This is a genomic window from Chryseobacterium sp. WX (genome assembly GCF_029542485.1).
GTDB classification, from domain to species: Bacteria; Bacteroidota; Bacteroidia; order Flavobacteriales; family Weeksellaceae; genus Chryseobacterium; species Chryseobacterium cucumeris.
This window is the reverse complement of sequence record NZ_CP120710.1, coordinates 5144879-5158456: the sequence shown is the minus strand read 5'-3', so window position 1 is coordinate 5158456 and position 13578 is coordinate 5144879. Positions and strand designations below refer to the sequence as shown.

Genomic DNA, 13578 nt, shown 5'->3' with positions numbered 1-13578 from the left:
CTAACACTAAAAAATATTACTGTACTATGAAAAAGTATACTTTAATATTAATTCCTTTGCTTTTTATAGGGTGTAATTTTAATAAAACCTATCGTAACAGAGAAGAAGACAAGCAAGAAGCTGAAAAAATAACCGAAAAATTCTATTCTTTGATAAAAAATAATAATAGAAAAGAGGCGCTTAAATTATTTGGAGAGAAGTTTTTTAAACTAACCCGTAAGGATCAGTTAAATAAGATGTTGAATGAAATAAACTCAAGTTGTGGTAGTAAAATCTCAGATACGAAGTTAACAACATGGGAAACATTTGTTTCTATCGGAACAAATCCAAAATCAGAATATGTATTATTATATAAAGTAAATAGAAATATAAAAAATACACAAGAAAAAATTACTTTAGAAAAAAATAACGATAGTATTAAAATTGTAGGATACGATGTCAGTTTAGCAGAATAAAGAAATCCGTCTCGGTTGTGAGACGGATTTTTATTATTTATTTAATATTTGTTTTTTTTGTCCTGTTGAATTAAGTTATTTTTCAACCAAGTACCGTTCCTAAGTATATATTCTATTGAGTCTCCTTTCTTTTTTGATATGGAATCTCCAATTTTATATGGATAATCTAATAATTCTACCGAACCATTGGAATATTTTACAAATAAAAAATTATGTTCATTCCTATCTCTATAAATATCAACAACTTTCGCATGTATTTCATAGTCAATCAGACTGTTTTCGGTTGTTTTCTTACGGAAAAAAACTAAAAAGAAAATAACAAAAAATATAGCAAGAAAACAATATTTTATATAATTTTTAATCCTACCATCTATTTGAATAATTTTATTTTCCACTTACCCAAGTATTTGTTTTTGCCCAAGAAACAGGCAGACCTGCACTTCCCTTAATAATTCCAAAGCCTTTGGTTCTGTATCCATCTGGAGTGTGTACTCCAAAATGAGACATATCAAAATTATCAGCATTTTTAAACCCCTTATATTTATCACTAAATGTTCCTCCAAAAGAGCCATTAACAAGTCCTTCGCCTCCAGAATATGTAATACTTGTACCTCTAAATTCAGAAGTAACAAATGTGTGATTGGGATCTGTCGGGATGATTGCACCTCCCTCAATACCTCCTGAAACACCAAAACCTAAGCCTCCACCTAATGTAAAATATGTTTCTACATGACCAGTCCCGTCTTGTACAAGACCTAATGAAGCTGTAATTCCTCCTCCAACTAAAATACTACCAGTAAGTCCAGCATAAAATCCTGTTCCTCCTTGTATACTGCCAATAGAAGCCAACATTTGACTGTCAGGATTAACTCCAATTTGAGTTCCTGCCCCAGTTGTAAAAGATTCTGTCATTACTTTTCCACTAGAGTCGGTTGCCACACCTGAAGCATCTAAAGTATATTGATAATTTTGTTGTCCATTACTTGTCCCAGTTATTGTTAAGGCATCTTGATATTCTGTAACACCAGTATATTTTTTATCTTTTGCATCTTGTAGCGAATGAACATCTTTGTCATAAGTCCAAGATGTTTGTCCATCAACAACTGATTTAATCCATCCTTTTCCTTCCCTTCCATCAGGGTCAATAAATCTAATAGGATTATTAAACGCATAGTTATAAGGACTATGTCTTGTCATCTTCTCCGCTAATGGATCTACAACACCCCATCTTCCTAAATCTGGCATATACATCCTCGCGCCGTAATCATACATTCCAGTCTCTTGCAATTCCTTACCATTGTACTTATACTTTTTAAAACTATCCTGTCCAAAATAAGCATTACCTGTTTTCAGGTGGTTCATCCCAAATGGATAATAATCATTACTGTCCACGATTTCAAGAACACCTGTGCTGTTTTTCCCAAAGCTCACTCTTACATTTCCTAAGTGATCCTTGTATTGGTAAATGTACTGATTTTTCTGATAATCATAAAATCCTTCAGAAGTAGGGAAAAACTGTAAATCCGGAGTTTTGGCTGATTGGAGAGAAACGGTAGTATTTTCCAATGAGAAAGCCTGAGGTTCCATTGCTCTTGCTGTCATCAATTCAATTTCCCCACCTCCTCCTGAAGTAACGATATCTCTTTTAAAATACTGAAAACCATCCAGATACTCTGTCTTTTCTGTAGTAGTGGTAACGTTATAATATCCTGAAACACTATTTACAGAGGTTTTTTCTAGCTTTGTACCATCTGCTCTATACATGTTATTGATAACAGTGCCAGCAGTACCGAAATCTATACTCATTTCCTGAGGAAGATTCAAATGATTGTATTTGATGTCTAAGATTTGCTTATCGGGCATTGAAATCATATTTCCATTGGCATCATATCCAATAGGTAATCCAGCTGTACCTTCGTACCCTGTACTATTACCGCTGTTATCTTTAATTTTGACAGCCTGGTTTCCCATATAATCATATGCAAGATTGTCAATTACCGTAGCGGTATTGCTTCCATTCTCCATCACAGAAGTCCTGTAAAGGGCGGTAATATTACCATTTACATCATACTGCAGAGATTCTGTATTTTCTTTGCTGTATGGGTTGTTGGGATTCTGATAGTATCCTGCCGTCAGCCTGTTGAGTTTATCGTAAGCATAACCGTATCTCTTTGGGGTTAACGAAGGATTTACGCCCAATGTTTCAACAGATCTCCAGTCTACTTCTGCGATATTGCCGTTGTATTTTGGAAGTACATCTTTACCTAAAAATAGTGCAGGGTCAGCATTGGTAACACCTTCTTTCTGAGTATACTTGATTTTATAAGAAAAAAGCTTGCCTCCTAAATCTGCAAGACTCATCTGGCTTTTGTTGATGTCAGTCATCCACCCTCTGATATTGTAAGCGTAATCAATACTCTGAAGGTTGTTTCCTACCTGCTTGTTGACCAGTTGAGAGAGTTCATTATAACTGTTTTTAGCCAATAGTTCTTCAGGATTGCTGTCTACCTGGTGATAATGTTCCTTCAGCCTGTTTCCATTATCATATACAAAACGTTCTTTTACCGTGATTCCTGTTTCCCCTTCCTTTCGTAAATGAGTAGTAATGGTTTGTAAAGCAAGCCCCGTAAAATCCAGTTTGGATTCTGTGTGGGTATATCCTCCCAAATGATTAATAGAGTGACTGCCAATAGCTCTTCCTTTCTGATCATAATAGGTATAGTTCTTTGTCCACTTGTCATCATCAATGTTTTTTACAAAGCTCATCACAGGAAGTCCTTTGGTACTTCTCCCATCAGCTGCAGGAGCTGCTGGCAATACTGGCTCTCCCTGAATAGTTGAAGGAAATGCAGGATTAAAACCGTAGGCAGGATAAGAGTCATAATAATTTACCGATAATAAAGTGAGCCACTTAGAGGCATGAGGATAGGTGACACCAGGATCGTAATAAACATCCATTCCCTGCCTGGTAAAGACCACAAAATTAGTCCGTGTCATATTATTTGAACCATCAGCCAATGGTTGCTCTGCATTTCGGTCTCCTCCTGTCGCAAGTCCAGTAATCACAACTCTTCCAAACTGATCGTACTGAGTATACAGCCATTGCCCTTTTGTTCTTAATAGAGCATCCTGAGTTCCTACAAGTCTGTCCTGTTTGTCATATACCATATATTCCCAGCCTTTGCCAGGAAGCTTTTTTTCCACAAGTCTTCCCCTGCCATCATAACGGTATTGATAGCATAAAGTATTGAGAAGATCATCCGTAATAGGCTTATGAACAGCCAGAGGAGGAATAACAAAAGCCAGCTGGTCATATTCATTGTAAACATAATAGGTATCGATATGTTCTGCAGAACTCTTTATTTTCCTTACCAACAGCACCTGTCCTTTACCGTTTTTAAACTCTATGGTTTCATTGTCATCCTCATCTTTGACAGAGTTTTTATAAAGCTGGTTGGGGGCATAAACCGTGGCAGAGGATAAGCTCAGTACACTTTTAGTAGCTCCATCTACCCAGCTTGTGGTTGTGGTAAACTGATAGACTTCATTAAATCCGTTGGTATCATAACTGAACTTTACCGATTTTCCATTCCAGTCATTACCTACCTGTTTCTGCTCCAGAATCCTGTCCAAAGGAGAGTTTTCCAAATTTTTTTCAGAATAGATCTTTTCATTCCCGTAGGTGTTAGGATAAACACCTAATGGACCCGAATAATAGTTTCCATTGCTGGTAGAAAGTTGGGGAACTGGCAGATAGTCTTTAACCTGTCTTCCGAAAGGATCATATTCAATATGGGTCACAACATCACGTCCCAGTGGTGATGCTGTTACGTTAACAATCTGCTTGGCCCTTCCCAACCCATCAAAATACTGAACGGTTTCTGAGGATTTGGTTGGAGAAGTTCCGTTATAATCCAGATACGTTTTGGACTGGATATAGTTTTCATTGCTTGAAATCGTGGAAAGCTGCGCATAGGTTATATTGGATAAGAGCAGAGCTCCTATTGGTAGTATTATCTTTTTCATCAGTTTTAGTTTTTATAGTTGTATTTCATTTCCTTCAACACTTTGCCGTTCACATCGATCACTTTCTGAAGTCTGTTTGCGGAATCATAAACATAGCTTTCTCTGATTCCTGATGGTGGTGTGATACTTCTTACTCCAATTAATGGATCATAAGTGTAGGTAGTGATCTGATAATTTGGCAGAGCGTTTCTGAAGGTGTTCAGTACAGACAAAAATGAAGTTTCATCATTATTAGCAACAGCAGAGGCATCTGTATTGGAAGCATTAATAATGGAATCCATTAAAGACTGCTGGATATCTGATAATTTAGCTCCTTCTATTTTGGCAATAGGCTGAATTTGGTTGTAACCCCAGATGATTACTGTTGAAAGACCATTTTTTGCGGTATATTGCTGCAAATTTCCTTTGGGATCGTATTTGTCAAAGGTTACTTCAGTAATTGCTGCCGATGGGTTTTGAAGTTCGTAAGCTAACACTGAAATGGGCAAAACCAATCCTGATGTTTTTGTATTAGCCTCAGATTGATTTATAGGATAAATTGTTTCTGATTTTGCCAGTATTTTGCTTGTAGTACCCATTGTTTTACTACTTATAGTCTCTAAAGGAATTTCAACCATATTTTTTGATATCATCAATTGATTTCCTTTTTCAGATGCATAGGCGTAGCTTATATCGCTTGAAGAGTTATCTGGAAGGGTCGTTTTTTTATTGGATAATTGATAATGAGGATTAGAATACGTATTATCTATTGATGTAGTAAGTATTTTATCATTAAATAGCTCTGTGATCTGCTTCTTTCTCTCAAAACTAAAGTCAGAGAATAATGGATAATACTCATACCTATAATCCGTCTTGTAGATGTAATCATCTGGACTTTGTCCTCCAAAGGTTGATAATAAAACCCTGTTTCTAGGTTCAATTCTTACTCCAAAATTTTCATTTAAAACCAAATTCTTTCGGTCATAAATAATAGTATCTTTTTGAACTAATGAATAATTGCCATTGTCATTTTGTTTATAATATAAAGTCTTTTTAAGATTTCCTAGTTTCCATCCCATATAGGGTGTCCTTGTTCTATGATCTATAGTAGCCATATCTGTAGCTTCCAAAGGAGCGTTATTCTCAAAAAAATACTCTTTCTTTATTTTTTTATTATTCACATTATCAACAGATGTTTCAGTAACTTGTCCATAAACAATATTACTTCCCGATGAGTTTCTAAACGGATAATCAATGACTCCATAAAACTTGTTAATTCCTTCATAGAAGTTTTCGGTTACTAATAATGGATAACCGTGCAAGATTCCTGTGGAATATACTTTTCCACCCACTGTTTCATTATAAGAATATTCAGTTCGTAAAAGCTCTGCATTATTCTCTTTCTGAACGATAGATTTTATTCTTAATCCTCCCGCATTTTGTATATTGTCAGGATTAGTATTTGACTGTTGATTATTTTTTACAGGACCCAGAAAAGACATCATCAATGTAAAACCTCCTGCACTATTAAATAGCCCTCCTTCATCATAGGTTAATACTTCCCGATGCGCTGTTAAAAGATATTCTCCTTTAGGAAACATTACTGTTTTATCAATGGTATGGCTCATCAAAGTAAATATTTGCCAGTTTCCATTTACTTTTCTGTATATGATAATATTGTAGGAATTATTGGCTCCGTTATTTTCATCAAATACCTGTTCAATCTGAGTATTTAAATCAACAGAGGTATCTTCTTCAAACTCCCAGTTCATCTCATAATTCATTTCTGGAGGAAGCTGTTCTCCTGTATTAGGATCAGCAGCCTGTTCACTGGCGAAGGCTACATATTTTGTCTCCATTGAAAATAGATCTCCGATAACCACTTCATTAATATCATTGATCGCCTGATAGGTATGATTTTCGTAATCAAATTCGGTAGATCCGCCTGTAGGATAGGTGATTTTTTTAAGCATCCCTATTTTTGAATAATCCTCTCTTACAGCTCTGTTTGCTGTACCTGCTGATTTTACACCATTGGCATACTTAAAATTAATGTTAGGGATCAGTTCAGTATTTTCAGTATGTCCATTATAATAACCAAAGAAATCCTGTGCAAAACTAAGTCGACTTGGTAATTCACCTGGGAAATACTCAAAATTATGTTTACTGATTATCTGGTTGTTTTTATCGTATTCAGATACCCCATTTAATTTTAACCTTGGAATAGCTCTGTCAAAGTTGGGTGTAAAAATATAATTATTACTTCTTGAAAAATCATTCATTGGAGTTGGAAACTCTGAATTGAAATATCCCTGATTAAGTTGATAGGTTTTAATTACATTGTTATTATTTTTAATTTTTATTTTATCCAGGGAATAAGCATTGAAGTCTTTTCGTGCTGTTGTAGATTTAATAAATTCAATCTCTGTATTTTCATAAACAATTCGGTTTATAAGCTTATCTGCAATTCCTGGTGAACTGTAAACATTATAAACTTTTCCATCTTTAGTTTTAGCAATTTCAGATGATATTGGGTATTTATTACCTATCACTACAGGATTACCACTTGACCAAGAAACTACATCATATTTTCCATTAAAAAAATCAAAATTATTAGCAAAATATTTATATTGAGAGGTAAGGTAAACATCCTGTTTTGTTAAATCGGTAACTGGAACAGCATTACCATCATAATAAAATCTTACTGTCTTATTATCATTGGTAGTAATTTTTACAAGTAACCATGTGCCGAATTGAGGATCTGTACCGTTTGAAAATGCACTATCATTGCTAATGCTTACACTTGAGACCTCCTCTATAACTTCAAATCTATTGTCATTGTCATCTGATTTTCCAAAAAAATAAGTATTCCCTGAACCATCAATAATTTTAAAGTCAACGATATTTCCATAATTATTTAAAGTGGGAATGATCTTGATATTATTTAAAGGAGTTGAGACAAACTTATTGGTTGAGAAATCATAAAAGAATTTAAAATTCATATTGAATAATGAAACATTAAATTCATCTGGTTCCAGATCAACATTTTCAGCATTTTGATCCAGCCATACATCAGTATATGTACCTGTTGAATTGTTCATCAGGCTATTTTTAGCAGTGGCAATAGACTGTAGGTAAAATGCAGAATCATTATAATTATCTCTTTTGCCTCTGATACTTCTGGAAATAGTTCCTATTGATGATAAATTCCACCCCTGTCCTACAGAACTTGCTACTTCACTTACTTTTATTCCTTGAGTATTATATTGTAAGCTAATAGGAATGGATATATTACTATTAATAGGTAGTGTATAGATCGGAACTGAAACATTCACTGACCCGCTAGATAAAGATATTGGTTTATCAATATATTTTCCTAACGAACTTATATCAGGAGTTTTTGGAGTAAACCCTAAATAAGTATCTTTCATTTGATTTTGTGAATACAGCCAACTGCAAAGCAGCAAGAGGCACATAATTTGATATTTTTTCATCGTGTTTATTTCTTAGTTAATTTAGCACTTGCCGTTTTGTTGGTATCTGTTTTTATGGTAATTAAGTAAGCTCCCTGAATAAGTGACTGAGTATTTATCTTGGTGACTCTATTCTTTGTTTTCAAATTCTGAAGTTGTCTTCCGCTCATATCATACAATAAAATTTCAGCATCTTTAAAATCAAAACCGATTTCTACATAAGCGTAGTCAGATACAGGATTTGGATAGATCTTGATATCTGATTTTTCAATCAACTGGCCTACCTGTTTATCGCCCAGCTTTACAATTTTCCAGTTTTCTTTACCCAATTCTTCTGCACTGGTTCCAGCGAGAATAATGGAACCGTCTCTGTTGAGTTTTAAATCAGAAAGTCTTTCTTCTTTTTGTCTGGATTCTCCTTTTACGTGTTTTCTCCACTGCTCATTACCATTTTGATCTAAATACAGCATCCAAAAGGTTTCATCATCAGTTTGAATTCTTCCTTCAGCCTGGGTGTAACCTCCTAATAAAATTCCTTTAGAAGATTTATCGTCAACAGAATGAAGAACACTCATTCCCATTAGAATATCTCTGTTTTTGAAATTGTAGGATTTCTGCCACTGCTCTTCTCCTCTTTCATTGAGAGCAATCAGCCAAAGATCTGTCCCTTCTTCAATGTCTACGGTTTTGTTTCCTGATCTTTCTGATCTTGATTCTCCACCAATAATAAAACCTGTAGAGGTTAGTGCAAGGGTTCTCAAATGATCATCTCCTTTGCCTCCGAAGTTCTTTTCCCATTCTACTTTTCCGTTTTTGTCCAATTTTACGATCCAGTAGTCGCCTTCATCGAAATTTTCCGTGGATTTTGCGATTCGAGATACGGGGTTCGGGTTTTGAACGTTGGATGCAGAATCTGCGCCTCGCATCCCGGAATCTTTTTCAGAACTAGAAATATGAACCTCGGAACTTCTTGAATAAATCCCCAGTAATGCTCCACCATCTCTCGTTGGAATCATATTCTCTACTTCGTCTAAACCTTTTCCGCCTAAAATTAATTGGGAGAGTTCTTTCCCGTTTTTATCGAGTCTGGTGATCCATACATCTTTAGAGCCATAGCCTTTTGCTGAATTCTGTACGTTTCCGGCCACAAAAAACCCTAAATCAGTAGTCTGGATAACCGCTCTGGCTTCTTCATCTGAAGAACTTCCCAACGTTTTCTGCCATAATTCATCCCCAAATTCATTGATTCTGATCAGCCAGATATCTGAACCTCCTTTGGAATCGTCTTTTTTGTCTAACCCTTTTCCGGAATAAGATGTTCCGGCCAAAAGAAATGCTCCATCCTGAGTAGTAACGGTAGCAGAAAGATAATCATGGTTCTGTCCTGAGAAATATTTCTCCCAGACTTCTTGACCCTGCTGATTGAGTTTTACCAAATGAAAATCATAACCGTTATTGTGCTTACTGCCTGAAGCCTGTTGCTTATTGCTTTGAATAGAACTTCCTGTGATCAAATACTGTTGATCAATGGTTGTAGTGACCTGGCTTAGAAAATCCTGGGTAGAGGATTGGATGTCTTTTTCCCACACCACTTCCTGGGCAGATATGCCCAGGCTCGTCCATAAAGTAAATGCACTGAGATAAAGTTTTCTCATCTTTATGTTGTTTTTTGAGTTAGTAATTAGTTTATTAAAACGCAACGAATTTAACACTTTTTAAGATACGAAAATCACAATACTTTAACCTGCTATAAATCATACTATTAATAGTTAGATCTTATTAATATTGTATTGCAATTTGTATCATTATGATGCAAAAATATATGCTCGCTGCGACAGAACCTGTCGTGTTAAAAAATAAATATCTAATCAGAATATTTAGTATCAATTACGAAATTATATCGCCCAAAAGGCAATATTCCCATTAGCTTATCAACAATAAAACACTTTCTCTATATCATATTTAACTAATTCATTATCAACTATTGTCGTGATTTATTTTTATCAATAAGTTTACTGCATGATGAGAAAAAGCTATTACCAAAAACTGGCATTGATGGTCACATTGCTGACTGTTTTATTAGCCTATCAGAAATACACCAGTCGTGAAAAAGAACCTTTTCCTGAAGTTACCTTTATTAAAGATTCTTCAATACGGGATCTATCAGATTTTGATCCTAATATACTGGACAAAGAACAGTGGCTGAAACTTGGATTTTCAGATAAACAAGCTGCTACTATCCTTAAGTATAAAGATATGGTAGGAGGAAAATTTACGTCAAAAGAGCAGTTGAAAAAATGTTATGCTATTTCCGAAGAGAAATTCAGTGAGCTAGCCTCTTTCATCTTGCTTCCTGAAGCAGCAGAAAAAGGAGATTCCAAAAGATTCACTCCATACGGGAAGAAAGGAATTATGATTTCAGCGAAATTCAATCCTGATCGGTTTTCTGTCCACGACTGGCTTAAAATGGGTTTCAGTGAAAAGCAGGCAGAAGCTATTATAAAGTATAGAAATTATCTCGGGGGAAGTTTTATCAGTAAGGAAAAGTTTAAAGAATGCTTTATCATTTCCCCGGAAAATTACAGCAAAATCGCACCTTATCTTTTGCTGCCGGAAAACACTCCGGAAAACTTCAGGAATTTTGCGAAGGATAATACTGTAAAATCCAGAATTCAATATCATATTTTTGATCCTAATCAGCTTGATTTAGAGGGTTGGAAAACACTTGGATTCTCAGAGAAACAAGCAATCACGATCATCAATTACCGGGACAGAAATTTACGGGGAAGTTTCAAAAGCCTAGAAGATCTGCAGAAATGTTTTGTGATCTCCGCAGAGAAATTTCAGGAGATGACACTCTATATCAAAATTCAGGAAAAACAACAGCAAAAAACAGATTTTTCAAAAACAGATCTTAATACCATTACTTTCAAACAGCTTATAGAATTTGGTCTGGATGAAAGAAGTGCAGGCTCAATAATTGGCTTCAGAAAGAAGCTGGGAGGTTTTATGAATAAGCAGCAAATTTTAACCACCTACAACATAGATCAGGATCTGGTTCAAAAACTGATTTCAATAGCCCCGTTGAATATATCAAATGTTCCCCGGTATTCATTAGTAGACGCACCTGAGGAATGGCTTAAAAATCAGCCTTATTTCAAATATTCAGCAGACAAAATCATATTCTACCGGATCAGTAACCCTGATGATAAGAAAATATGGAAACTTTTGAAACTGAAACCTGAGTATGAAGAAAGAATGAAATTATATATAAAATAACATGAACCCTAAAATAGGCGTAAACTCTTCCAAAATATTCCGGAAGAGTTACGTCCTGCAAAATAATATCTTCGATTTTAGTGATGCATGTAGTTGCTTGGACCATTAGTCCCTTCAATGGATTCCGGCAGTATTCCATATTTATTACGTAAATCTACTGTGCCTAATTTTTTTTCCGTATTAATATCAATTATACTGATCGTACCGGAATTTAAGTTGGGGAGATCCAATAAATTATTCTGTACTGCTACAACTTCTTTTCCTGATTTGGTTTTAAAGAAAGCCATATGATGTGCGCCTTTATCCGCATCCAGAGTCTTCAAAAGCTTTAGTTGAGGAAGATTATTAATATCAAAGACAAGTACTTTTCCAGGTTCTGCAAAACTCACGTACAATTTGTTGGTATCATCAATATACATTTCAAGTGCCCAGCCTAAACCTTTTGTGCTTCCGTCAAAAATCTTAGTAAAAGCATCATATTTTTTGGTTGTAGTATTATAGGGAGCAATCCAGATATCTCCGCCAAGCATCGTTGTAGCAAGTGCATATTGCGGAAACTTTCCGCGCAATAGCAATACTTCTACAGGAGCAGATAAATCAGTTGGAGAGTCTGCAACCTGATAGGTTTCCTTTATTTCGTAAGTATTGAGATCTAATAAAGTACAAGTATTACCCATTCCGGTAGTAAGGTCAGGGTGAATAGTGGATGATACCATCATCAGTCCTTTTTCCTCATTGATGGAAATACCGTGTGGATACATGATAAACTTATTGGGGTTAGTTTGAATGGGTGCTTTAATCGTTTTGATAAGCTTATTATTAGCCGCGTTAAAAACACCTATACTTCCGTCTTTTGGGCCACCTGCTCCCCCCATAAAGGTCATAAAATACCTTCCGTCATTGGTAAAAAATAAATTTTCGCCTACCGTATTCTCGCCCGTATCAACAGGAGTTGCGTTCAATAATATGGGTTGTCCGTTTTGGTCTTGTCCGGTTTTTACTTCGTAGAGATAGCTGCCTCCCAAAGCAGTTGTGAACATTTTATTGGCATTCTGATTGTAGTAAATATGATGCGGCAGTACACCAATGCCCAATTCAAGTTTGCTGCTTATATTTCCAAAATTGGGTGCTTCAGGATCAAGTTCAATAACGGCAATTCCGTCTGGTAATCCTTTTAAACTTCTGTAATCAATGTAAAACGAAGAATCATGTGGATGATCCGGATAATGATTATCATTTTGACAACTCACTAATATTACCAAAGTAATACATACTAGAACTGAATTAAGACTTAATTTCATGATTTTCAGGTTATTATTGTTGATATTATAAATATAAAACATTTTCACTGAAAAATAAAATATATTACACCAATACGTGAAAAAACAATAAATAACATTAAAAAATAATGCTTCCCATAGGTAATACAAGGAAGCATGAAATTAAAAACCTTTAAGTATTTTAGATATTTTTAATCAATTGTTTTACTGGAATCTGCCAGCAAGGAGTTGAGTGTATTCAGTTCCTCATCCGTCATATCTCTCCATTTCCCGATAGGTAAATCAAGTTTGATATTCATGATACGGATTCTCTTAAGTTTTTTTACTTCGTATCCAAGATATTCACACATTCTTCGGATCTGTCTGTTCAATCCCTGAGTAAGAACAATTCTGAAATTCATTTCATCAATCTTTTCTACCTCACATTTTTTAGTCACGGTATCAAGAATTGGAACACCGTTTCGCATTTTTTCCAAAAATCTTGGTGTGATAGGCTTGTCTACCCGAACAAGATATTCTTTCTCGTGGTTATTTCGTGCTCTAAGAATTTTATTAACGATATCACCATCGCTCGTTAAGAAAATAAGTCCTTCACTTGGTTTATCCAGTCTTCCGATCGGAAAAATTCTTTTGGGGTGATTGATATAATCTACGATATTATTTTTTTCACGTTTTGTATCCGTGGTACAAACGATTCCTACCGGCTTATTAAAAACAATATACACCGGTTTTTCCTGAGGCTCTCTGATCGGTTTTCCATCTACTTCTACAAGATCTTCATCAGAAACTTTGGTTCCTAACTCAGGAATTTTCCCGTTTATCTTGATCCTTCCTTCTTCCAAAAGTTTATCTGCTGCTCTCCTTGAACAGTATCCCACTTCCGATAAATATTTATTGATACGCGTTTTTTCCATTAGTCTTTTCCGTAGCCGGTATAATTTTTATTACTGAAATCGGGGTTTCCATAGCTTAAATCTATGAAAAATCATCATCCCATCTTTCAGTTTATGTGATTTGAAAACGATTCCTCCTTTTGGCTCAATATTTTTGAATAGGAAACTTGTATTTTCAGTATTTCCTAATGCA

General features: G+C 35.2%; 8 protein-coding genes. 2 read left to right on the top strand and 6 right to left on the bottom strand.

The window, feature by feature from the left end; genetic code table 11:
- The first annotated feature begins 26 nt into the window (after positions 1-26).
- Positions 27-455: a hypothetical protein gene (locus PZ898_RS23630; protein WP_277694396.1), complete on the top strand. Its 429-nt coding sequence runs from the start codon at positions 27-29 to the stop codon at positions 453-455.
- Between the two features lie 41 nt (positions 456-496).
- Here the strand turns inward: PZ898_RS23630 and PZ898_RS23625 are convergent, their stop codons facing one another.
- The 4 genes from PZ898_RS23625 to PZ898_RS23610 all read right to left on the bottom strand — a co-directional run bounded on the left by PZ898_RS23625 (position 497) and on the right by PZ898_RS23610 (position 9588).
- A complete protein-coding gene (locus tag PZ898_RS23625) occupies positions 497-850 on the bottom strand; it encodes a hypothetical protein (protein WP_277694395.1) in 354 nt (117 codons plus the stop codon).
- Positions 840-4481: a DUF6443 domain-containing protein gene (locus tag PZ898_RS23620; RefSeq protein WP_277694394.1), complete on the bottom strand. Its 3642-nt coding sequence runs from the start codon at positions 4479-4481 to the stop codon at positions 840-842. The genes PZ898_RS23625 and PZ898_RS23620 overlap by 11 nt, the downstream gene beginning before the upstream one ends.
- A 5-nt stretch (positions 4482-4486) precedes the next feature.
- Positions 4487-7891 carry a hypothetical protein gene (locus PZ898_RS23615; RefSeq protein ID WP_277694393.1) on the bottom strand — a complete coding sequence of 1135 codons (3405 nt, stop codon included), beginning with the start codon at positions 7889-7891 and terminating at the stop codon, positions 4487-4489.
- Between the two features lie 68 nt (positions 7892-7959).
- Positions 7960-9588 (bottom strand): T9SS type A sorting domain-containing protein, encoded by a 1629-nt coding sequence (locus tag PZ898_RS23610; RefSeq protein ID WP_277694392.1) that lies wholly within the window; start codon positions 9586-9588, stop codon positions 7960-7962.
- A 364-nt stretch (positions 9589-9952) separates the two neighbouring features.
- Between PZ898_RS23610 and PZ898_RS23605 the strand changes: the two genes are divergently transcribed.
- Positions 9953-11212 carry a helix-hairpin-helix domain-containing protein gene (locus PZ898_RS23605; protein ID WP_277694391.1) on the top strand — a complete coding sequence of 420 codons (1260 nt, stop codon included), beginning with the start codon at positions 9953-9955 and terminating at the stop codon, positions 11210-11212.
- Between the two features lie 77 nt (positions 11213-11289).
- Here PZ898_RS23605 and PZ898_RS23600 read toward each other — a convergent pair whose 3' ends face one another.
- Positions 11290-12513 carry a hypothetical protein gene (locus PZ898_RS23600; RefSeq protein WP_277694390.1) on the bottom strand — a complete coding sequence of 408 codons (1224 nt, stop codon included), beginning with the start codon at positions 12511-12513 and terminating at the stop codon, positions 11290-11292.
- A 170-nt stretch (positions 12514-12683) separates the two neighbouring features.
- Positions 12684-13406, bottom strand: coding sequence for a 23S rRNA pseudouridine(2604) synthase RluF (gene rluF, locus PZ898_RS23595; RefSeq protein ID WP_062671111.1), 723 nt, complete (start codon positions 13404-13406; stop codon positions 12684-12686).
- Positions 13407-13578 lie beyond the last annotated feature (172 nt).